At 38.4% G+C, this 23071-nt stretch carries 19 protein-coding genes; all 19 read right to left on the reverse strand.

The genetic code is table 11. The features are described from left to right. Positions 1–42: 42 nt before the first annotated feature. Positions 43–2751, reverse strand: coding sequence for an ABC transporter permease (locus QZ114_RS08305; RefSeq protein ID WP_295501943.1), 2709 nt, complete (start codon positions 2749–2751; stop codon positions 43–45). Position 2752: 1 nt separating this feature from the next. Then, the gene (locus QZ114_RS08310) at positions 2753–3454 is read right to left on the reverse strand and encodes an ABC transporter ATP-binding protein (RefSeq protein ID WP_295501953.1); all 702 of its coding nucleotides are present in this window, start codon (positions 3452–3454) and stop codon (positions 2753–2755) included. 114 nt (positions 3455–3568) lie between these two features. Continuing rightward, positions 3569–4261 carry a phosphoglycerate mutase gene (locus tag QZ114_RS08315; RefSeq protein ID WP_295501961.1) on the reverse strand — a complete coding sequence of 231 codons (693 nt, stop codon included), beginning with the start codon at positions 4259–4261 and terminating at the stop codon, positions 3569–3571. A gap of 145 nt (positions 4262–4406) precedes the next feature. Then, entirely contained in the window at positions 4407–7199 is a 2793-nt protein-coding gene (gene ileS / locus QZ114_RS08320) for an isoleucine--tRNA ligase (protein WP_295501968.1), read from the reverse strand. Positions 7200–7450: 251 nt separating this feature from the next. Next, positions 7451–8308 (reverse strand): DivIVA domain-containing protein, encoded by an 858-nt coding sequence (locus tag QZ114_RS08325; RefSeq protein ID WP_295501975.1) that lies wholly within the window; start codon positions 8306–8308, stop codon positions 7451–7453. 8 nt (positions 8309–8316) lie between these two features. Next, a complete protein-coding gene (locus QZ114_RS08330; protein WP_295501982.1) occupies positions 8317–9102 on the reverse strand; it encodes an RNA-binding protein in 786 nt (261 codons plus the stop codon). After that, a complete protein-coding gene (locus QZ114_RS08335; RefSeq protein ID WP_295501988.1) occupies positions 9099–9362 on the reverse strand; it encodes a YggT family protein in 264 nt (87 codons plus the stop codon). The genes QZ114_RS08330 and QZ114_RS08335 overlap by 4 nt, the downstream gene beginning before the upstream one ends. Further along, positions 9362–9895 (reverse strand): cell division protein SepF, encoded by a 534-nt coding sequence (locus QZ114_RS08340; RefSeq protein WP_295501995.1) that lies wholly within the window; start codon positions 9893–9895, stop codon positions 9362–9364. The genes QZ114_RS08335 and QZ114_RS08340 overlap by 1 nt, the downstream gene beginning before the upstream one ends. Positions 9896–9904: 9 nt before the next feature. After that, positions 9905–10576 (reverse strand): YggS family pyridoxal phosphate-dependent enzyme, encoded by a 672-nt coding sequence (locus QZ114_RS08345; RefSeq protein ID WP_295502002.1) that lies wholly within the window; start codon positions 10574–10576, stop codon positions 9905–9907. Positions 10577–10580: 4 nt separating this feature from the next. Further along, the gene (gene ftsZ, locus QZ114_RS08350) at positions 10581–11837 is read right to left on the reverse strand and encodes a cell division protein FtsZ (RefSeq protein ID WP_295502006.1); all 1257 of its coding nucleotides are present in this window, start codon (positions 11835–11837) and stop codon (positions 10581–10583) included. 17 nt (positions 11838–11854) lie between these two features. After that, positions 11855–13234 (reverse strand): cell division protein FtsA, encoded by a 1380-nt coding sequence (gene ftsA, locus QZ114_RS08355; RefSeq protein ID WP_295502008.1) that lies wholly within the window; start codon positions 13232–13234, stop codon positions 11855–11857. A 203-nt stretch (positions 13235–13437) separates the two neighbouring features. After that, complete coding sequence (locus tag QZ114_RS08360; protein ID WP_295502010.1) at positions 13438–14142, reverse strand: TIGR02206 family membrane protein; 705 nt, start codon at positions 14140–14142, stop codon at positions 13438–13440. 90 nt (positions 14143–14232) lie between these two features. Further along, on the reverse strand, positions 14233–14844 hold the full coding sequence (locus tag QZ114_RS08365; RefSeq protein ID WP_295502012.1) for an NUDIX hydrolase: 612 nt from the start codon (positions 14842–14844) through the stop codon (positions 14233–14235). Continuing rightward, positions 14831–16204 (reverse strand): UDP-N-acetylmuramoyl-tripeptide--D-alanyl-D-alanine ligase, encoded by a 1374-nt coding sequence (gene murF / locus QZ114_RS08370; protein WP_295502014.1) that lies wholly within the window; start codon positions 16202–16204, stop codon positions 14831–14833. Before murF ends, QZ114_RS08365 begins: the two co-directional genes overlap by 14 nt. Before the next feature lie 83 nt (positions 16205–16287). Then, on the reverse strand, positions 16288–17331 hold the full coding sequence (locus QZ114_RS08375) for a D-alanine--D-alanine ligase (RefSeq protein ID WP_295502017.1): 1044 nt from the start codon (positions 17329–17331) through the stop codon (positions 16288–16290). 631 nt (positions 17332–17962) lie between these two features. Next, complete coding sequence (locus QZ114_RS08380) at positions 17963–19195, reverse strand: aminoacyltransferase (RefSeq protein ID WP_295502019.1); 1233 nt, start codon at positions 19193–19195, stop codon at positions 17963–17965. A 4-nt stretch (positions 19196–19199) separates the two neighbouring features. After that, positions 19200–20420, reverse strand: coding sequence for an aminoacyltransferase (locus QZ114_RS08385; protein ID WP_295502021.1), 1221 nt, complete (start codon positions 20418–20420; stop codon positions 19200–19202). A gap of 123 nt (positions 20421–20543) precedes the next feature. Next, the gene (locus tag QZ114_RS08390; RefSeq protein ID WP_295502023.1) at positions 20544–21323 is read right to left on the reverse strand and encodes an alpha/beta hydrolase family protein; all 780 of its coding nucleotides are present in this window, start codon (positions 21321–21323) and stop codon (positions 20544–20546) included. Positions 21324–21388: 65 nt separating this feature from the next. Beyond that, a complete protein-coding gene (locus QZ114_RS08395; RefSeq protein WP_295502025.1) occupies positions 21389–23050 on the reverse strand; it encodes a ribonuclease J in 1662 nt (553 codons plus the stop codon). Positions 23051–23071: the final 21 nt, after the last annotated feature.

A 23071-nucleotide genomic window follows, 5' to 3' on the forward strand; every position in this document is an offset into this window, starting at 1 on the left:
TTTGAAACGGAGGATTTTTTATTAGGATAAAAACAAATTTTCCTAATCTATAGATTTCAAGGCTTCTAACATATCGACTTTTCTTAGATGATGATTGACAAAAAATCCAAGTAGGATCAATATCACTAGCACTGCACCAATTGGTAGAGCATAGACCTCCCAAGCAACCTGTGGATAAAAGAGAATGGTTGCAGGTGAAATCATTTGAATCAAAAACCGATGTAAATAAAAACCAGATACTAATCCTAGAATAATCCCTACAAGAGAAAGAACCATGGTCTCACGGTAAATATAGAAAGTCACTTCTTTATTGTGAAAACCAAGAACCTTGATGGTAGATAGTTCACGAATACGCTCGTTAACATTAATATTGGTTAAATTATAAAGAATGACAATGGCTAAAAGAACGGACACAAGGACCAAGATTGTCATAGTTTGGTTTAAAGAACTTGCAACAGAATCAAAAAGGCGACTAGCAGATGCATTCTGGAAAACACTTGCTACTGCAGCTTGATTCATGACTAATCCTGCTTGCTTTTCAACACTAGTCTGACTAGGATCCTGTAAGCTAACAAGATAGGTGTTTCTTTCGGGTAGTTGACCATAAATCTTTTGATAGCTCCTCTGATTCATGTAAATAAAATGCCCAACATAATTCTCAGTAATTGCTGCAACCTCTATCTTCTTACCTTCAAGCTCTAGTGACTGACCAATTTTGATTCCAGCTAATTGGGCTAATTTTGCTGTAATGACTGCTCCATCTTTTAATTGTAATTCCTTTTGTCCTTCTTGGAGGTGGATGAAAGGAGTCAGATCATCCTTATCAGTCATCATAAGAGTAATGGTTTGAAGACCAACTCTACCCTTAAAATCTTTGTCTACATTCTTGGAATAGATTTTCTGATAGGCTTTTATATCTGGTCCTTTTAACATTTCTTCTAGACTTGCCTTTTCTTGCTTGGTCGCACTAGAATTCTCAGCTAGCAGCAACTGATACTGCTGGATTTGTTCAAATTGTCTGCTTGGTACTCCTGCAACTGAAGACTGAATGCCCAAGCCTGCAAAAAGAAGGGCTACAGAACCTGCCACACCAAAAATGGTCATCAGCATCCTCTGCTTGTAACGAAAGATATTTCGAGCAGTTACCTTGTGGGTAAAACTCATGCGACGCCAAATAAATCCCACCTTCTCTAGTAAAATTTTTGAACCCTTAACAGGTGGTTTGGGAAGTAACAAATGAGCCGCCTCATCATGGAGATCTCTACCAGCCACCAAATAGGCAGGTAGTACACTAGCCAGCCAGGTCAAGATGAGGGCTAGTAAACTATAGGACCAATAAAAATGAATGGGAGTAGATCCAACTACCATGTCCTTGGTAATAACATTTGCGATAACTGTAGCTAGTACATAATGCCCCAGTATGCTTCCTATAATACTGCCTATAGTTCCTGCTACCATACCATAGACAAGAAACTTAGCAATAATATCTTTACTGCTATAGCCCAAGGCTTTGAAAAGCCCAGCATTTGTCCTTTCTTCATCCACAAAACGAGCCATAGTTGTAAAGGTTACCATGGCTGCCACAGCATAAAGCACTACAGGAAAGATATTACCTACTGCCCGGATACTACTTGTGGCATTGCTATACATGAGATATCCTTGACCACCTGGTATCGTTTGTCTATTGTAGACCTGATAAGTTGGTTCCGGCAAATTATCCAAGTTTTTCTGACTTTTCTCTAGTTTTTCCACTTGCTGAGATATAGATTTTTCGGCCTCTGCTAGTTTTTCCTTTTCCTTGGTTAATTCTTCTCTGGCTTTAACTAGCTGACTAGCCACCTGTTCTCGCTGGGTTTGAGGAAGCAGGGCAAGCTGGCTTTCCTGTAGCTGTAGTCGACCTTCAGCACTGCTTAAACGATTCTTACCCTCCTGCAAGTTTTCTTGCGCTTTGCGAATTCTTTCTTGACCTTTATCTAGGGAAACTTGCCCTTCTTTTTTTACTAGCTCTAAACGTGCCTTGCCATTGTCTGAAAGAAGCTTTTCTAGCTCTTCTTGATCTTGCTTGACTGTTTCTTCATAGTCCGTTGAAAAAGAATTTAAACCTTCTAAGTTCTTATATTTCAAGCGTGCAATACTATAGACCTTTTCATCAAACTGACTGGGCATAACCAGACCATAGGCTGTCAGAGTCCCACTTCCACTCCCTGCATAGCCCAAATCTCGTTGAGATAATATTTCAGCTGAATGGACAAAGCCTGTAATGGTAAAAGTCTGTTCTTTCAAGGTAGAGGAACTAGCCTCTTTTTCCTTAAAAGTAATGGTCTGCCCTAAACTATACTTGTCATGCAAATGAGCTGCTAAAGCAATCTCTTTATCTTCTTGAGGAAGACGGCCTTCTGTAACTTGAAAGTTTGAGATCTTCTCTGGCTTAGAAAAAAGTCGAATGGCATCCTGCCCATTATCCATAGTCACATCTGTCAAATATCCAAACTCAACCTCTGCCCCCTCTATCTGTTCTAGTTCTTCTTGATCAGCTTGATCCAAACCATAGTTGGACATAAGAGCCAAATCAAAGGTTTTAGCAGTGCTTAGATAAGCATTGGCACTTGCCTCAATATTAGGACTGGTCACTTTAAGACCTACTAAAGCGAGCGAACCCAACATCATCAAGGTCAAAATTGATAAAAAGCGTCCCTTGGACCTGGTAAAGGACTGAAGCAAGTCCTTCCAATAAACCTTTCTCTTGACCATGCTAATACTCCAAATTATCTATATCCAGAGGATGAGGATTGATTAGTACATCCTTGACACTAGCATCATGCATATGAATCACTCTATCAGCAATTGGTGCTAAGGCTCCATTGTGAGTTACGATGATAACTGTTGCTCCCTTTTGACGGGACATATCTTGAAGAATTTTCAAAACCTGTTTTCCTGTCTTATAGTCCAAGGCTCCTGTCGGCTCATCACAAAGGAGAATTTTAGGATTTTTCGCCACTGCCCGTGCAATGGAAACCCGTTGCTGTTCTCCTCCAGAAAGCTGAGCTGGAAAGTTATCCATCCGATGAGCAAGCCCCACATCTGTCAAGACCTGCTCAGGATCCAAGGCATCCGTCACGATTTCTGAGGCCAACTCCACATTTTCCCTAGCTGTCAGATTGGAAACCAGATTATAAAATTGAAAAACAAAGCCCACATCATTTCTACGATAATCAGTTCTCTGGTGGGAACTATAGTCTGCAATATTGACACCATCAATCCAGATTTGCCCTTCGTCATTGGTATCCATTCCACCCAAGAGATTTAGAACGGTTGACTTACCTGCCCCAGAAGCTCCTAAAATGATGACTAACTCACCCTCTTCAATCTCAAAATTGACATCTCGATTGGCTACAATCTCAGTATCTCCAACTTGATAGCGCTTGCAACAGTGTTTCATCTCAATAAAAGCCATCATCAACCTCACTTTCTTTAACTACTTCTTAATATCATTATAACGCTTTTTCAAAGAGTTGGATACTAGAATAAACAGAAAAACCTAGGTATTCCTAGGTTTTCTTTTTACAAATTATTTTCCAAGGTAGTATTCAGAAACGACGTTCAATTTTTCATCAAATTCGAATACCAATGGTGGGAAGTTAGGGATTTCCACGTCCATGATTTCATCATCTGACAAACCTTTGATGTGTTTTACAAGGGCACGGATTGAGTTACCGTGAGCTCCTACAAATACATTTTTACCACCTTTAAGTGCTGGAGCGATTTTGTCTTCCCAGAATGGAAGGGCACGTTCCAAAGTTACTTTCAAGTTTTCAGCATCTGGAATTACTGAGTCGTCAAGTGAAGCGTAACGACGGTCTGTGTGAGCTGAGTGCTCATCATCACGATCCATGTTTGGAGGCAATACATCGTATGAACGACGCCAGATGTGAACTTGCTCATCACCAAATTGTTCAGCAGCTTCAGCCTTGTTTTTACCAGTCAAACCACCATAGTGACGTTCGTTCAAACGCCATGATTTTTCAACTGGAATCCACAATTGGTCAGCAGCTTCAAGAGCCAAGTTAGTAGTTTTGATAGCACGTTTCAATACTGAAGTATAAGCTTGGTCAAATTCGATACCAGCTTCTTTGATCAATTTACCAGCGTCAATCGCTTGTTGTGTACCTTTTTCAGACAAATCAACATCAGCCCAACCAGTGAAAAGGTTAGCTTTGTTCCATTCAGACTCACCGTGGCGAGCAAAAACCAATTTTACCATTAGATGGATTCTCCTTTAAATTTTCCGAGGTTTCCCCTCGTTTATCTATTCTATTTTACACAATTTTTCACAAAAAAGCTAGTTAAAACCAAAAAGGAAAGGACTGTTTGGCAATCCTTTTCCTTCTTAGTATCATACAACAACCTTATTTCTCTTCAAATCCTTCTTCAACTGCGTCTGCAAAGTTTTCTTCTACGATGCTTGCACAGTGGTCACAGATGACTGCCTGGTAGCTGCGTTCTGCTGTTGTTGGGTCGATACGACGGCAACGGTCACATACTTCACCTGCAGCGCGTTCTACTGTGAAGGCTACATCTTCGAAGCTAACGGCAGCTTCTGGAGCTGGTCCTTCTGCGATGGTCAAGTCTGACACGATTAAAAGTTGAGCAACATTGCTGTTTACTGCTTCGAGTAGAGTTTTCACAACTTTATTTGGATAAACTGTCAAGTGTGCTTCAAGTGATTTACCGATAACTTTTGCATTACGAGCTTCTTCCAAGGCTTTTTGAGCTTGTCCACGGAAGTCCATGAAAGCAGCCCATGTATCCAAGATTTCTTCTTGGTTAGCAAAAGTTTCTGCTTCTGGCAATTCTGACAATTGAACGAAGTCTTCGGCTTCAAACTCTAGATATGACCAGATTTCTTCCGCAGTGTGAGGAAGGATTGGTGTCAAGAGTTTCGTGATTTTGACAAGAATGTCATAGAAGACAGTCTGCATTTGACGGCGTTCCAATGATTTGGCACCTTCGATGTAAACAACATCTTTGGCAAAATCAAGGTAGAATGCTGACAAGTCAACGTTGATAAAGTTCACCAAGGCCTTGTAGATTGTCAAGAATTCAAAGTTTGCATAAGCGTCACGAATGGTCTTGACAAGCTGGTTAAAGCGAATCGTCATGTACTTATCAACTGAACGAAGTTCATCGTAAGCTACTGAATCTTGAGCTGGGTTAAAGTCAGATGTATTGGCAATCAAGAAACGAAGGGTATTACGGATCTTACGGTAAGTTTCAGAGACTTGGCTCAAGATATCCATAGAGATACGCACATCGTTGCTTGAGTCAACACTTGTTACCCAGAGACGCAAGATTTCTGCACCAAATTGTTTTTCAACATCGCTTGGAGCAATGGTATTTCCAAGAGATTTAGACATCTTCTCACCTTTACCATCAAGGGTAAAACCTTGTGACAAGATTTGTTTGTAAGGTGCTACGCCATGGTTGGCAACAGATGTAATGAGTGATGAGTTGAACCAACCACGGTATTGGTCAGAACCTTCAAGGTAAAGGTCAGCTGGATAAGTCAGATTTGGACGATTTACCAAAACACCATTCCATGATGAACCTGAGTCAAACCAAACGTCCATGATATCAGTTTCTTTTTTGAACTCGCCATTTGGTGAACCTGGATGAGTAAATCCTTCTGGCAAGAGGTCTTTGGCATCACGTTCCCACCAAATGCTTGAACCATGTACTTCAAAGAGTTGAGCCACATGTTCAATAGTCTCAGCTGTCATGATAGCTGTACCGTCTTCTGCATAGAAGATTGGAAGTGGAACACCCCAAGCACGTTGACGAGAGATAACCCAGTCACCACGGTCACGGATCATATTGTAAAGACGTACTTTACCCCATTCTGTATGGAATTTAACTTTATCAATAGCATCCAAGATTTCTTGGCGGAATTTTGAAACAGAGGCGAACCACTGTGGCACTGCACGCCAGATAATTGGTTTCTTGGTACGCCAGTCAAATGGGTATGAGTGAGAGATTTCTTCTTGAGCAAGAAGGAGGTTACCAAGTTTTTCAATAACAGTTGGAACTACCTTTTCATAGAATTGACCTTCAAACTCAGGACCAGCATTCTTCGTCATGATACCACGTTCGTCAACAGTCACTGCGACTTCAAGACCATTAGCAATACCAACATTGTAGTCGTCCTCACCAAAACCAGGGGCTGTATGGACAATACCAGTACCAGAATCAGTCGTAACGTGGTCACCAAGGATAACCAACTCATCTACAGCTGTATCCCAAGGATGTTCTGTCACGATATGGTTTAATTCTTGACCACGATAAGTTGCTAAAACTTGAACATCAACCCAGCCAAACTTCTCAGACAAGCTAGTCAACAATTCTGAAGCAACGACAAACTTACGAGCTTCATCAGCAGGTTGAACCAAAACATAATCAATATCTGCACCAACCGTCAAACCACGAGAAGCTGTGATAGTAAATGGAGTAGTGGTCCAAACAACGATATAAGTATCTGTGTCTAGAACACCTTTGCCATCTTTAACTTTATTGGCATAGTAAAGGGAAGTTGAAATCAAATCATGGTATTCAATTTCTGCTTCTGCAAGGGCTGACTCAGATGACCAAGACCAGTAAACTGGCTTGGCACCACGGTAGATATAGCCTTTATTAGCCATCTCACCAAATACACGGATTTGGGCTGCTTCATAGTCTGGAGTTAAAGTCACATATAAATTTTCCCAGTCACCTGACATCCCCAAGCGCTTGAAATCATCACGTTGTTTATAAACTTGAGAAAGAGCATACTCACGGCAAAGTTTCAAGTATTCAACCAATTCCATTTCTTTACGCTTAACACCTTGTTTGGCCAAAACTTGCTCAATTGGTAAACCATGAGTATCCCAACCAGGGATAAATGGCGCGTAGAAACCTGACATAGATTTTGAACGAACAATGATATCTTTTGAAATCTTGTTCATAGCATGCCCTACGTGGATATTCCCATTAGCATATGGAGGCCCATCATGCAAGGTAAAATGTGGTTTCCCTTGGTTCAATTCTTGACGACGTTGATATAGCTTTGCATCATCCCATTCCTTTTGCCAAACTGGCTCTTTAGTAGGAAGACCTGCACGCATTGGGAATTCAGTTTTCCCAAGATTAAGGGTATCTTTAAGTTTCATAGTATCTCCTTTAATAAAAATTACAAATTAAAAACCACGACTTCAGCAAAGGACGAAGATCGTGGTACCACCTTTATTCGAAAAAAGACTATGCTTTTTTCCTCTTAACCCGTAACGTGGGAAACGTCAAATCTTACTAGCTTCAGACTTGAGTTTTTGAGAGGATAATCTTATCAATAGGGATTACAGGACTCACACCATCTCCTGCTCGCTGGAAATATAAGGATAAGATATTGTTCTCAGAATATTTCTTATAAAATTGTAACAGATTCTTTTTGAGTAACATAGTCTGAATCTGAATGAACAGGTTCATCGTCTACTTCTGCATAATATCTGGAAGCTCCTAGTGAATCTTCAGACATTTGAGAATCTGAATAAGATTGAGTTTCATTAGCTGATGAAGACAATTGATCTTGCTCAGCCTTTTTCTCTGCTTCAGCAAGTTCCTTATTGGCTGCTTCGATACGCGCTTGTAACTCTGCCATCTCTTCTGGAGAAAACTGACGAGTAATATCAATCGGCTCTTCTTCATGATAAGATGAAACTGAAACTCCAAGTACCTCACTAACAACTTCTTTAAAAGCCTCATCACTTGTTTGAAGATAAGTAGCTGTTGGACGAAGAATATCTTCCCAATCAGAAGATTCAACAATAGCCAATTGACTCTCAATTGTTGATTTCAAACGTTGATGGAAGACACGACTCTTGTTCTTTAATTCTTCTGTTTCAACGGCAACTTTTTTTGCGTTATCTGCTGCTTGGCGAAGAATTTCATTTGCTTTATATTTAGCTTCTTCTAACAAGCGTTGAGCACTTTGTTCTGCCTGCTGAATAATATTATTTGAACGTTCATTTGCAGCTTGTTTCACTCTTTCAGCCGTATCTTGCGCAATCAAAACAGATTGACTTAATGAATCTTTCATTTCATCAAAATAAGACAAGCGTTCTTCTAAACTTTTAATATGTAAATCCTTATCATGATTAGATCGAACTAAATCTTCATAGTCACGAACTACAATATCTAAAAATTCATCTACTTCTTCTGGATCAAAACCTCTGAATCTTGTTCCAAAGGTTTTATCTTTAATTTCTAACGATGTAATTGGCATATTCTTCCTCACTTACTTACTAACAATTGGACCGTTAATTTCTTTTTGTCTTTTTTTGTTTGCCCATTGTCTCTAACAAGTTTCAATCGACCATATTTTCTTACACTTATCAAATCACCAATCTGGAGTAAATAATCCAATTTTTCAACTAGGTGATAATTGACCTGTACTGCTTGCTTTACAATTAATTGATTCGCCTGATTTCTGGATAACTTGAAGACACCTGCAATAAGAACATCTAATCTACAACTAGATATACAAATCTCTATTTCTTGATAATTCTCAACTTTTTCTAGTTTCTCACTAAAATCTCGTTCCTCAAGATTAACAGGTAAACGTGCGATTTTCTTAATTCCATCTTGGAAAAGAGATAGAAATTGACGATTAATAATAATCTGTGCTCTCTCTTCTTTGATCAATATATCACCAAACAATTTTCTATCAATCCCTAACTGATTTAAAACAGTACCTAGAATTTTTGAATGCGTTAATTTTTCAAATTTATTAGGATAAATTATTTCTTGCAAAGACAATTCAAAATCAGAAAATTCTGGTTCAAAGTAATCAGGATACAAGAGAACTCTTACATACTCAGTTTCAATAAACTGTCGACTACTCAAGTAAGAGACATTATTTGTAGAAGCTAAGACTTTTAAAATTTTTTCTTGGTGAGGATTTACAAAAGGCGTTACAAAAGGTGAATATGTGCTATCTACCTTTTTTATCCATTCTAACCCCTTATCAATAAAAGAGGAATCGCTCTTAGAAAAATGTTGATAAATCATTTTACTCATAGAAAGAAAAATAGTATTCGAATAAGCTGCTCCCCTAGAAAACGAACTAGCAATACAGCAATCCAAACAGATAAATCAAGACCTGCGAACTGAAGTGGTAAACGTTGCAAAGGTGTCAAGATTGGCTTCACTAAACTAATAATCAAACGTCCTAAACTAGATTTATAGGCATTTGGAAACCAAGACATCAGAGCAAAGATTACTAAAATTAGAGAATAAATATCTACAGCATTTTGAACAAAACGAATGAGAAAAAGCATTATTTCACTCTCGAACGTTTCATATCAAAACCAAACTCACCATTTTGTGATTCATCTGGAATTTTGATATCTTCAATATTGACAACAACATCAACTGGAGTTAAAAGATACATAGTCGATGCTACTTTCTTCATATTACCAGCTAAAACGTGACGCGCACCATCCAAATAATCTAGACAACGACGTGCTTGAACTTCAGTCATATATTGAAAATCAATCAAAACACTTTCATTACCTGCTAACAAATCTACAATTTCCGTTGCGTCTTCATAGTTTCTAGGATAACGCACATCAATAGTGACCTTATCTGTAGAGCGTTTACTTTGCATCGCCAACTCTTGTTGACGAGCATGAAGACGAGTGATATTTTTATCTTTAGAAGGAGTAGTTGTAATTTCTTGAGGTAACTCTTTTATAGGAGCTATTGAGGGGGCAGCACTCTCTTCAGCTACAGGCTGATAAACGTTGCTGACTCCTTCTCCATCTTCTGTAAAATAATCTATAAATCTATCAAATCTATCTTTTAAAGACATAATTCTTTCCTACTTAAAAAATGCTGTACCAATTCGGACAAATGTAGAACCATGGTTAATCGCTTCTTTATAATCACGACTCATACCCATACTTAAATCCATCATCGGCATATTGGGAATTTGTTTTTCTCTAATCTCTAATTGCAAATCTTGTGTAGCTTTAAAAATTTTATTCAGTTCTTCAGAACTAGCTTCAAAGGGAGCCATAGTCATTAGACCTACATACTCGATATTGTCTAATGAAGCTAATGCTGGCAAGGAATCTAATAGTTCTTCCTTTGAAAAGCCATGTTTACTCTCTTCCTGAGAAATATTCACTTGTATGAAACACTTAACTATTCGATTACTTCTTTTTTGGATTTCTTCAGCTAACTTCAACGAATCCAAAGCGTGGAAATAATCTACATAATTAATCACATCCTTAACTTTTCGTCTTTGTAAGGTTCCGATTAAATGCCATGTTAAATTATAATCTTTTAAAGCACTATACTTCTCTAAAAACTTATCTACACGATTTTCACCAATATGATGGACACCTAGCGGAAGCAAAGCTTCCGCGATTGATATCTCTACATATTTTGTAACAGCAATGACAGAAACAGAATCATTATCTCTTCCCACTCGCTGACTTGCATCTTTTATTTGTTGAAAAACTCGTTCAGTATTTTCTCTCAAATTCATTTAATTAACGATTTTTGAAAAATGGAGGTGTGTCCAGCTCATCTTCATCTTGAAAAGATGGTGCTTCGAAACGTTCAACTGGTGAAACAACAGAATCCGTTGCACGAACAATTGTTTCACGACGTAAGTCCCAATCACCAAATGCAGAAGCTTGAGAAGTTTCCATTCGACGATGTGTTGGACTTGGCATCTCTACTGATTCAGCCATATCAAAGTTACGATCGTAGTTACGTACATGACTTGGGCTAGTTTGCTCACGACGAACGGGTTGATTTGGAGCATGAGCTACTACCTTCTCTACGCGATCTTGACGAACACCTGTCGCAACGACTGTTACACGAATTTCATCACGCATACTTTCATCGATTGATGTACCCAGCCAGATATTCACTCCCTGTCCAGCTGCTTGGTTAACAATTTCTGATGCTTCCTCAGCTTCAATCAAAGTTAAGTCAAGACCACCTGTCACGTTAACAATAACATCTTCTGCTCCATCAATAGTTGTTTCAAGAAGTGGCGAGTAGATAGCTTTCCTAGCTGCCTCAACAACTCGTTCTTCTCCACTACCAATTCCAATACCCATAAGAGCATTTCCTTTGTTGGCCATTACCGTTTTTACATCAGCAAAATCTAGGTTAATTAAACCAGGATTTGTAATCAAGTCAGTAATTCCTTGAACACCCTGACGTAGAACATTATCTGCTTCACTGAGTGCTTCTAGTAATGGGGTCTTTTTGTCAACAATTTCAAGCAGGTTATTGTTTGAAATAATCAATAATGTATCAACGTGCTCACGAAGTTGGTTGATCCCTTCAACAGCGAACTGTCCACGTTTGCTTCCTTCAAAGCCAAAAGGACGCGTCACAACACCAACTGTAAGAGCACCTAAATCTTTAGCAATACGGGCAATAACTGGAGCAGCTCCTGTACCAGAACCTCCTCCCATACCAGCAGTGATAAAGACCATATCTGCTCCGCTAATAGCAGCTGCCAATGTTTCTTCGCTTTCTTCTGCAGCTTTACGACCAACTTCAGGTTGACCTCCTGCACCCAAACCACGGGTTAGCTTAGGACCTAACTGAATAACAGTCTCAGCTTTTGTACTACTTAATGCTTGTACATCAGTGTTTGCTGCGATAAACTCCACGCCTGCAACACCTTCATCAACCATGCGATTAATGGCATTACCGCCACCTCCACCTACACCGATTACCTTAATAACGGCACCTTGAGCTGCTGCTGTATCAAATGAAAATGTCATAGTTTCTATTTCCTCTTTTATTCATCAAACATACTTCCGATTAAGCCTCGGAAACGATCTGCGATTTTTTGTTTATTTTGAGAAGACGGTTTTTCTTCTCCAGAACTTGCTCCATTAGTAGAAGGCAAAGGCTCTATTTCTGTATTTGAAATCGGTTGAACAGAAGCTGATTGAGCGACCTGTGTAACCCGTTGAATCATACCCCCAAAATTAATTGGTTGATGACGTAAAGCATCCTCTCCCTTTACTGCTCGCTGTGCCAAAAGATTAACTTCTGTTAACTGACCAGCAAATTCGGATAAGCTAATCACATGAGCAAATGCTGGATTTCGGATTCCTACTTGATTTGGAACAAAAAGTTTTACACGAACCCCAAACACTTCCTGTGCAAGTTCAACCACACCTGGTAAAATAGCATTACCACCAATCAAAACAATTCCACCAGGAAGTTCTAATAGACGTCTTCTTTCTAATTCTTGTTTGATTTGCTCAAAAATATGCTTAATACGAGCAGAAATGATTTCTGCTAAATATTTTTCAGTGACTTCAACAGGATCAACTTCCCCAATCACTTCAACTTGGAATGTTTCATTGCTTGCAAGCGAAGGATAAGCTTCACCATAATTTAATTTCAAACCTTCAGCTAACTTTTGAGAAGTTTTCAAGACCTTTGATATATCTTTTGTAACATATTCTCCACCTTCTTGAAGGATATTTGTAAACTGAAGTTCTTGATTACGGATTGTAGCAACACTTGTTTGTCCTGCACCCATATCAATAACTGTAGCACCAAATTCACGTTCACCTTCATTTAAAACTGATTGGACAATTGCTAAGGGAGAGATAATAATATTATCAAGTTGAATTCCTACGCGTTCAACTGTTTTACGAAGATTATGTAAGATTGTACGAGGACCTGTATAGAGCAGACCACGCATTTCAAGTCTAACACCCATCATCCCACGTGGATCTCGAATTCCTTGGAAACCGTCCACAATAAATTCTTCAGGAATAAAGGTAATAACTTCACGATCAGGTGTCATACTCTTTGTCAATGCTGACTTGACAACATTTTCTACATCTTGATCTGTAATTTCCTTTGTATCAGATGTAACCGGAATCATTCCTTGAGTTGGTTCTACCTGTAAGAGATTCCCTGGCAAACCAACATTCACTGACTTAATAGAAATACCTGCCTTCTCTTCTGCTTGAGAAATAGCTGACTTGATAGTAGCTGCTGCCGCATCAATATCAACGATAATTCCATCCTTTACACCTTTACTTTTGGCATTACTTACACCAATTACATTTAGTTCACCATTCCTAAGTTCGGCAACTAATACCTTAATCGAATTAGTTCCGATGTCTAATCCAGTAAAAAAACCATCTCTAGCCATTGCATCGCTTCCTCTCTATCTTCCAAGTTTCTATGTTCTATTTAATAACTAAAATAGGGCACAGCTATTCACAGAATATTATAACACAAAAAATCCAATAGTGGTCAGTTTTTCCTCAATTTACTTGCTATTTTTTCAATTTCTATCTTCTTTATGACTAAATTCTACGAAAGAATAAAATTTATGAAAAAGAAAGCTCAAAATTAAGCTTTCTTTGTAAGTATTTTTTCTGCTTCTTGTACTAAAAATAGTTCCAAGATTTTCTTTGTTAACGTAATCGCTGCTGATAAGGCTAGGGAAACGATTAAATAATTAGCTACTAAGCCATGATCCCCAACCAATGGTGGTTTTGTTAGGAATCCGTAATCTCCACCTGTTACTAAATTGACCACAAAAATTAAGGCATTTAGGGCAAAGGTCATGAGAAAAATTCTTTTTACATCTAGCATTCTCGCATCGTACTGTCTCAATAGATAAACTAATGAGTTCCCCAAGAGAGCTAAGTGCCCAAAAATAAAGGACAAAATCGCAATATGTGGGAAAGGGTAGGCATCTGGCACTGGATAAACAAAGGCTGCTAATGTCCCAAATGTTCCCAACAATGCAAAATACTGCCGATATTTGGACTTGCCAGGAAGCAAAAGTACCACAAACATGGCCATACGGCAATGGTAAAAGGGTAAGCTTTCTGATAGTGGCATATGATTGACCCAATACCAGCCATAAAGTAGGATCAACTGAACAGCTTGCAAGATTTGGAAAAATCGTTGGTAAACCTTCTTTTCACGATAGCGATAGGCTGTATAAAAGGTTAAGGCTAAAAGCGTAAATAGGCTAACATACCAAAAAAGATCAAACTTGGGTGGCTCTGTTGCCTGAGTCGTAAAGAAAATATCCCATAAATTCATCTAGTCTTCCTCATAATTCAAAATTTTCCTGCATATTATTATACCATGCTATTTGTCAAAAACGGATTTAGAAATACGATAATCATCTTCTTAGTCAAAATATTGCTCCCTCTTACCTTGATAAACCTGCCAAAGAATCTCTATTTGCTCTTTGGTAATGCGTTTTTCAGATAAGTTCGGCAGTTGGTCAATGGCAAAAAATTGAAGGTCAGCAATTTCTTGATTTTCTTGGAATTGTCCATCAAGAAGCTTACATTCAAAGACAAATTTTGTATAGTGTTTGCTCTGTAGTTGGAAACGATTGGTATCAAAAACTGCAAGTAACCTTTCAGCTTTTGCTGTAAAACCTGTTTCTTCTTCAATTTCCTTGAGAATATTTTCAGTTGGAGAATAGCCAACCTCACCAAAGCCACCTGGTAAAGCCCAACTATCCTCTCCTTGTCCCAGAACCAGACAAATTTTTTCATCCTCAACTATCCAAGCACGGACGTCCATTAAAGGAGTCGCATAAGCAGACGTTGGTTTCAAGACTTCTGCTACTTCTTCTGCATCAAGGTCTGATGCTTGATTCAACATTTCTCCTAACAGACTTCGCAAGTCTTCGTAGCGCTCACGGTCAAAAGAATCTTTTGTAAAGGTTAATCCAGTATCTGTAATGGCAATCATTCTTTGCAAATACTTGACAAAATCACTTGTCTTCATTTTCTAAACTTTCTACCAGCTTGGCTAGATTCATAGAGTTAGAGCCTTTGAGCAGGATTTGGTCATTAGCTCCAAGGCTTTCTTTAACCTGCTTAACGAAGTCTTCAAATTGATCTTGGTCTTCTGTTTTCTTGAAGTAGTAAACATGGCCGATTGGGAACATTTGACTGGCAAGTTGGGCTAATCCTGCAATATCTTCTCCATAGAAAATAACGGTATCAAGCACATCGGGAGAAAGGCTCAAAATCATTTGATTATGGAGTTGAACAGACTGGTCACCGAGTTCCTTCATATCCGCCAACACTGCGATTTTCTTACCACCTTCATTGGCTGGAATGGCAGAGAAAGTCTCTAAAATCAGCTTCATAGCTGTGGGATTGGCATTGTATACGTCAGACAGAATATCTGCTCCATTGGCTGCTTTCTTCCACTCAGTACGGTTACGTGTTAATTCAAGATGTTGGAAGGCCTGACGAATTTGCTCCTCTGAAACTCCTTCTTGCAGGGCAACATAAGATGCAATCATAGCATTGGTGGCATTGTACTTACCTGTAACAGGCAAATCAAGAGGTTGAACTAAGAAATTAGTCTTAAATGTTAAATTGTCCTTACGCTCTATCAAGTCGGTAATTTCCAGCTCTGCTCCCTGACCAAAACGAATCACCTTTTTATCAGTAGGCAAGTAGTCCTCTACAATAGGATCAGCTGGCGCCAAAAGCAACGAACCTGAAGCCATACCATCTGCAATTTGCATTTTTCCTTTAGCAATCTCTGAACGGTCTTTGAAAAAGGCCAAATGAGCCTCTCCAACCAGGGTCACGATGGCTGTTTTTGGATGAGCCAATTCTGACAAGAGATGAATATCGCCTAAGTGATCCTGTCCCATCTCTAATACCAACTTTTCTGTCCCCTCAGCCATGTGAAGAACCGTGTAGGGGAGGCCAATTTCGTTATTGTAGTTCCCTTGTGTTTTGTAGGTCTTGTATCTTGTTGATAGCAAGTGCGCCAACATATCCTTAGTCGTCGTCTTGCCATTCGAACCTGTAACAGCAAAGACATCAACAGCCGTTTTCTCAAGATAGTAGGCAGCTAGGGTTTGAAATGCAGTCAATACGTCATCTACTAGAATGTAGGGATGATTTGTAACCTCTTTCTCAGACAAGGTTACTGCTGCACCATTTTCAAAGGCTGTTTCGATAAAGTCGTGACCATCACGCGCACCTTTGAGTGGCACAAATAAGTCCCCTGCCCCAATCAAACGACTGTCAAACTCAGGCTTTTCTAACTGGGCGTTCGCAAAGAGACTGACATCATTTTTAGCCCCAACAGCTTGGGCAACTTCATGGATTGTTAATTTCATTTTTACTCCTTTAAAAAGGGTTGAAGTCCGAGAACTCTAGTCACCTTGCAGTGATGGTTCTGGCTTCTACCCTCTCTTTCAGTTTATAGCAAGTGCGCTTCGCGCTTGTCAAAACTTTCTTTAGCAAGATTAACTAAACGCTCAATTAGTTCTGGATAAGTGATTCCCATATTATCCCAAAGCAATGGATACATAGACCATTTGGTAAAGCCGGGCATAGTATTGAGTTCGTTGAGGAAAATCTCTCCCTTATCTGTGTAGAAGAAATCACAACGAGACAAGCCTAAACCACCTATTGCGCGGAAGGCAGCTTCTGCATTTTGGCGCATAACAGCTACTACATCATCACTGACCTTAGCTGGAATATCCATGGTAATCTTGTTATCGATATACTTAGCATCATAATCATAGAAGGCAACATCCTTGACCACTTCTCCTGGCAAGGTACTCTGGACATCGTAGTTCCCTAATAGACCAACTTCAATTTCACGAGCATTTACCCCTTGTTCAACCAAGACTCGGCTGTCATATTTGAAAGCCAACTCTAATGCTTTACGGAGTTCTTCTTGATTTTCAGATTTAGAAATACCGACGCTAGAACCCATGTTTGAGGGTTTAGTAAATACAGGATAAGTTAATTTAGATTCAACTTCTGAAATTTTTAAATCTAAATTATCCCCCTCAACAATTGCTACATAAGGAACCTGGGCGATACCAATGGATTCCAAAACTCGCTTGGTTGTAATTTTATCCATGGCTAGACTTGATGACAAGATATTACAGCCAACATAAGGCATCTTAAGAACTTCTAGAAAACCTTGAACAGAGCCATCTTCTCCCATAGGCCCATGAAGAACCGGAAAAACAACTGCTCCTTCTTCATAGATTGCACTTGGAGCAATTTTCTTTTCCAAGTCAATGGTTACATTGGTCATAAGGCGTTCATCTTGATTCGGAGTTTGACTAAATTCCTGAGTTTTAATAAAATCACCAGACTGACTAATAAAGAAGGTCTTGACACAAAAATAATCGTAGTTTACTGCACGCATAATACTTTCAGCTGAGAGTATCGAAACTTCTCTTTCTGCACTACGTCCACCATATAAAAGAATAATTGTCTGTTTCATATTAAAGTCCTAATTCTACTATAATTCTTGCTCTTTAGTATACCATATTTGCTTGTTTTTTTGAAACTTGAACTTAATCCTAATATTTAAGATAGATAAAAAGCGCTCTAAAAGCGCTATAGGGAAATTGATAGTTAATAATATTTTTACTATAACTGAACATTCTATTTCTAAAAGCTAACATTGGTGATCAAGAAATAGATCCTTAACAACATTGCTTAAATAACAACTATTACAGAGAGATACAGGTAGATTGTATTTTAGTACAATGTTAAAAACAATATACTACTGGATGAATATCTTCCTTCTTTTGTGTGTAAAATCAGGTTACAACAAATACTAGAAGTCGTTTCATAAAACAATTCCTCTATTTAGAAGAATGCAGAGCTTATTCTTGGTGAATAAATTCCTACTCGTATACGATAACAATGAGGATAAGTCTTAAGATTTTCTTCTATAAAGAACTTCTTCCATTTTATTGCATTAGAAAATCCGATCGCTTTTTGTACTTTTATTAAACATTCAATATTAAAAATCGGACTACTTACAGCATTCTAGTATAAAAGGGACTATAAATACTGTAGTTTAGTGTGAGAGGCAAAACTTACTAAACACAAAGTAAATACCAGTCTTAGCGCCTCAATAATTTCTTAATTAAACTAATCGCTTTAAATTTCAGAGGTTTCGGATAATAGCGGAAAGTACCTGCTTTACGTACAATATAGCCATTAAAATTTTGTTTAAAGCGTAAAACGCCATCACTTCCATCAAAAACACCTTCAATACCTAGAAAGTTGTATTTTTGTATGCCACGTTTAATGCTTTCTAACATCACATATTTCTGAAGTACAGCTGGTGCGTAAAACTTATTAAACTCAGTGTAGGATCCACTGAAGAGATAAGTTGTTTCTTGAGGCATGTACACAAATAAGCTCCCTGCCAATACAACATCTTCATCTCCATATTTTTTAATCAAGTCACGTGCTTCTACTTTTCGAACTTCAAAAGTTTCAAATTGACTAGAGTATTCTCTTAATTGATTTTGTTTTTTTTCAGAATGAGGATTTTTGCTCAAATCTAGTCGCAACTTATCCAGTATTCCTTCTAGTTTAGCCTGTTCACTTTCTAATTTACTCAAATACTCTGAAAAATTCAGTGTAGTAATAAGAAATTCAGCTTGATCTCCAAATGCATCATAAAATTTTTCATAGTATTCTAGACTTTTATCACTATATTCTCTACGTTCAGAGGTTGATCTTGTTATATCTTTAAAAATAGATAGCTCTTCACGTTTTAACTTTTTCAACTGAATGCCAAACGTTTCAGCTTTTTTTACTAGAGGCTTGCCTTTTTTACTAAAACTGTTTAGTAAGTTTTTTTCGGTTAAATCAGTCAAATCTTTATAGTATAGCCAATCTGGTTCTCCATTAGGATAACCTGTTGTCAAACCTTCAAATTGATAGCCTAGATCAGTCAAAGTAGTAATAATACCTTTTTCTTCATCACTTATCGCATTACCGTCACTATCAAAAGTTTGGTAAGTTTCATAAGGTTTTACAAGTAGCTCTAATGCACCATTCTGCTTAGCATATTCTTTTAATTCCGCATAAAAAACTGGAAGAGCATCTTGTTGGGTATAAATCGGCCCCGAATTGAGTTCCATATGCAGACCACCTAGCATGGGCAAGCTATAAACCAGAGCTGCAACTTGAGTTTTTCCTTCTTGTTTCAAAGCAAGATAAACAATTTGAGCCCCTCTTTTTTCTAACAAATCCCCCATCTGGACAGATTGCATAAAGGAACGACAAGAAACCTGATTAGAATAAGTCTGAAACTCTTCTTTTGTGAGTGTTGTTAGTGCCATATACTTACTTTCTATGTTTTTTTCTTAATGTTTTACGGAAATCAAGAGCAAGTCTTAACAGAGGATAGAGAGGATGGGTAGGCATTGTAAATTCACCCAAGTATTCTTCAATCGTTGGATTAAAATTAGCTTTAAAACGATAGAGTCCACCATCTAAAGTGTTTTCGATTCCTCCTAGATTTTGCCACAAGATTCCACGTTCAAAAGCATAGCGTGCTGTTTCATACCATGTTAAAATTGGGGCATTATAACGCCTAAAATCATCATCCATACCGGCATACAAATTGACAGAAGAATGACCAAATTCAACAACTAATGTTGCAGACAAGGGTGCTTTTGTATAACCTCTATCGATATAGTCCTGTAAGAAAGTTAGTTCCTCTTCTATGCGTTCCTTCTCTTTCAAATGCTCCTGCACTTTAGAAGGCTTAGTTGAATCTGTAAACCTTTCTAGCTTAGATTTATTTTTTTCTAATTGCAGAGCCAATTCTTGTGAGCGTTTCGAAAGATCTAGTGTCGCAAGTGTAATATAAGAATGATTTTTAAAGCTATCTAATAATTTTTTATAGTAATCTTGATTTCTCAAATGGATCTCTTTTCTCTGCTCCGTTTTTTTCATCAAAGCTGAAAAAGAATCCAACAACTCTAGTCCACCAACTTGGATTTCAATTCCCTTATTTCGAGCTGTTCGAATCGCTTGTTTTGTTGATTTTGAAAGGGCATCCTCTCCAAAATAATCCTTATAAATCTTTGCTTGAACCCTAGGTTGAATGGTATCTCCCATATCATTAGTAAGTCCTGACCATTTTACTCCCAAGTTTTTAAGACTGTCAATGATAGCAAGATTCTCTGGATATTCAATCTTTTCTTGACCTATTAAACTTTGAGAGATACATATACTTGGGTCAAACATAACAAATACAGCTCGTTTACTATGCGCATATGATTTTATAGACTGAAGAACAAATTCAAGTAGATTTGTATCTTTATAATCTAAAATAGGTCCTCTAGAAATGTAAAACATTTTATAACCTAATGGAAGAGATTTTATTAGAATGCTAGCAACAGCTACTAGTGTTTCTTCCTTATAAACGCCTAACCTTTCATGTTGCCAATCAGATTTAACCCCTTGCCAAGCACTAGTCTGTAATATATTAATTAAGGTGTTTTGTTTAACAAAATCATCATGTTCAGATGCCGGTATGCCAATTTTATAGTGATACATAGTCTACTCTCTTTACAATAGGATTCCATACTATTTTACTACTTTCACTTGAAAAGTCTAGTGAAAACAAATTTTCATTTTTATTTTTTCAATACTGTGAAGATCCTAATTCTGTTTCTTGGACTAACTTAATCTCTCCTCCAAGATGAAATCAATTGATAAGGTTGCTAAAAATCGCTCCAATTGTTTTTCCCAGTAATACCACTCATGAGTTCCTGAGCTATGGCTATAGCTTATATCAAATCCTAGTTTTTTTAGATTTTTGACTGCTAGATTATTAGCAGCATACAAGAAATCTTCCTCTCCACACCAGGCCCAAAGTTTGGTTTTTTTATCTGATTTTTTCGAAATACTTTCAAGAGAATAGGAGCTCTTTTCCCAATCTGTAATCTTTCCAAAAATACCTCTCCAATAGGCAGGAGTCCCTAAATTTTGACTTTCTGGAGAAAAATCTTGAAAACTGAGAGCACCTGAAAAACTTGCCGCATGAGAAAAATGGTTTGTCGCTAGAGCCAATTTAAAAGAACCATAGCCACCCATGGATAGACCAGCAATAAAGGTCTTTTCACGTTTACTAGTCATATTGGGAAAGAAACGCTTCATAACCTGAGGCAATTCTTCTGCTAAAGCTGCGTAGTAGTCAAATCCATACTGGGTATCAGTGTACCAACCGTTACTGGTATTAGGCATAATAACGATAAGGTTAGTTCCTCTGAGTATGCGTTCGACATTGGTCCTCTTTAACCAACTATTATGATTGCCAGACATCCCGTGTAAAAGATACAAAACGGGGATATCTTTACAATCTGGTTCTTCCACTCGATTGGCATCAGGGTAGAGGACATTCACTCCCCACTCCATATCCAAAACTTGTGAGTAGTACTCAATGTTCATAACTGCCATATTTATTCTCCCTTTTTTCTATAAGAAAAAGCCGAAACTCGACTTTCTCTCTACTTATTTTACGATTATTTTGCTTCCATCACGACTGGTAATATTGCCGGGCGACGTTTCGTTTGGTCGAAAAGATATTTAGCCAAACTATCACGAACCTTACCTTTTAAATCTGCCCAGTCGAACTCTTCTCCCTGAAGATAGTTTTCAACTGTTTGATTAATCAATTCTGAACTTTCTCGGAGAATATCACGGCTCTTCTTGAGGTAGACAAATCCACGTGTATGAACACGCGCCTTGGCAACGATTTTCTTCTCGCGACGGTTTACAGTGATGGCTACGATGAAAATCCCATCCTCTGACAAGACCTTACGATCACGGAGAACGACATTTCCAACATCACCAATAGCATTTCCGTCAATTAAGACATCTCCTGCCGATACTGCCCCAGAAGGAACAAAATCTCCATGTTCATAAGCCATGGTTGTACCCTTCTTAGGAATTAGAATGCACTCTGGTAACATACCAACTGCCATAGCAGCCTTGGCATGGGCATCTAACTCACGGTATTCCCCTTGGATAGGGAAGAGATACTTAGGTTGCAAGAGGTTGATCATCAACTGTAAGTCACGCGCATTTCCGTGTCCTGACACGCGCAAGCTTTGAGTAATCAATTTGACAACCCCGCCAGCTTGATAAATCATATTTTCCACACGCGCCATAACCGCTTCTTTAGCGATAGATGGTGTGGTAACGATATAGACCAAGTCTCCATCCTTGATTTCGACATAACGGTGGCGACCGATTGACATCTTACGAAGTCCATTAATCGGCTCACCCATACGGCCTGTTTCAAGAATAATCAGCTCATGGTCTTCAAAACGAGACATATCTTTTGGTTTAATCAACAGGCTCTCATTAGCTAGAGATAATTTTTTAAGGCGAATCGCAGTACGGACAATATTTTCAATATCGAATCCCGTCAATACCACACGACGGCCTGTCGCATCAGCAGCATCAAATACTTGTTGGATACGAGAGAGGTTGCTGGCCACAGCCGCAACGATAATACGTCCTTCCCAATCAGCGATGGTTTGGGTAATTTCATCCCCAACTTCGCTTTCACTAGCCACCTGAATGTTGCTATCCGCATTGGCTGAATCACTGAGAAGAGCTAGGACTCCATCACGACCAATCTCAGCCAAACGACCAAAATCAGTGGCATAAGATTCACTAGCTGTTTGGTCAAATTTGAAATCACCGGTATAGACGATACTTCCATCTGAAGTCTTAAGGACAATCCCTAAACTTTCTGGAATAGAGTGAGTCGTACGGAAGAATGAAACAATGGTTGCACCAAAATCAATCTCTGTATCTTCATCAATAACATGAAAATCATTAAATTTCTTGACTGCGTCATTTCCTTTGACAAAGAGCTTTGCCAACTCGATGGTTAACTCGGAACCAAATACAGGAACCTTGGCTTCTGCCAAGAGATAGGGTAGAGCACCAATAGCATCTGCATGTCCGTGAGTTAAAAATACCCCAGCAATTCGATCTTTATTTTCAAAAAGGTAATCCATATTCGGAATAACCACATCGACTCCTAATTGCTCATTTTCAGGATACTTTAAACCTGCATCCAAAACAAAAATGGACTCTCCGACTTCAGCGACGTACATATTTTTCCCATTTTCGCGTACACCACCTAGTGTTGTTAATCTTATATTATTCATTTTTCCTCCGAAATCTTACAT

The organism is uncultured Streptococcus sp. (assembly GCF_901875575.1).
Classification (GTDB): Bacteria; Bacillota; Bacilli; order Lactobacillales; family Streptococcaceae; genus Streptococcus.

Coding starts and splice junctions, on each gene's coding strand:
- QZ114_RS08305 (WP_295501943.1), bottom strand. CDS start 2,751: ATGGTCAAGAGAAAGGTTTATTGGAAGGACTTGCTTCAGTCCTTTACC.
- QZ114_RS08310 (WP_295501953.1), bottom strand. CDS start 3,454: ATGGCTTTTATTGAGATGAAACACTGTTGCAAGCGCTATCAAGTTGGA.
- QZ114_RS08315 (WP_295501961.1), bottom strand. CDS start 4,261: ATGGTAAAATTGGTTTTTGCTCGCCACGGTGAGTCTGAATGGAACAAA.
- ileS (WP_295501968.1), bottom strand. CDS start 7,199: ATGAAACTTAAAGATACCCTTAATCTTGGGAAAACTGAATTCCCAATG.
- QZ114_RS08325 (WP_295501975.1), bottom strand. CDS start 8,308: ATGCCAATTACATCGTTAGAAATTAAAGATAAAACCTTTGGAACAAGA.
- QZ114_RS08330 (WP_295501982.1), bottom strand. CDS start 9,102: ATGAGTAAAATGATTTATCAACATTTTTCTAAGAGCGATTCCTCTTTT.
- QZ114_RS08335 (WP_295501988.1), bottom strand. CDS start 9,362: ATGCTTTTTCTCATTCGTTTTGTTCAAAATGCTGTAGATATTTATTCT.
- QZ114_RS08340 (WP_295501995.1), bottom strand. CDS start 9,895: ATGTCTTTAAAAGATAGATTTGATAGATTTATAGATTATTTTACAGAA.
- QZ114_RS08345 (WP_295502002.1), bottom strand. CDS start 10,576: ATGAATTTGAGAGAAAATACTGAACGAGTTTTTCAACAAATAAAAGAT.
- ftsZ (WP_295502006.1), bottom strand. CDS start 11,837: ATGACATTTTCATTTGATACAGCAGCAGCTCAAGGTGCCGTTATTAAG.
- ftsA (WP_295502008.1), bottom strand. CDS start 13,234: ATGGCTAGAGATGGTTTTTTTACTGGATTAGACATCGGAACTAATTCG.
- QZ114_RS08360 (WP_295502010.1), bottom strand. CDS start 14,142: ATGAATTTATGGGATATTTTCTTTACGACTCAGGCAACAGAGCCACCC.
- QZ114_RS08365 (WP_295502012.1), bottom strand. CDS start 14,844: ATGAAGACAAGTGATTTTGTCAAGTATTTGCAAAGAATGATTGCCATT.
- murF (WP_295502014.1), bottom strand. CDS start 16,204: ATGAAATTAACAATCCATGAAGTTGCCCAAGCTGTTGGGGCTAAAAAT.
- QZ114_RS08375 (WP_295502017.1), bottom strand. CDS start 17,331: ATGAAACAGACAATTATTCTTTTATATGGTGGACGTAGTGCAGAAAGA.
- QZ114_RS08380 (WP_295502019.1), bottom strand. CDS start 19,195: ATGGCACTAACAACACTCACAAAAGAAGAGTTTCAGACTTATTCTAAT.
- QZ114_RS08385 (WP_295502021.1), bottom strand. CDS start 20,420: ATGTATCACTATAAAATTGGCATACCGGCATCTGAACATGATGATTTT.
- QZ114_RS08390 (WP_295502023.1), bottom strand. CDS start 21,323: ATGGCAGTTATGAACATTGAGTACTACTCACAAGTTTTGGATATGGAG.
- QZ114_RS08395 (WP_295502025.1), bottom strand. CDS start 23,050: ATGAATAATATAAGATTAACAACACTAGGTGGTGTACGCGAAAATGGG.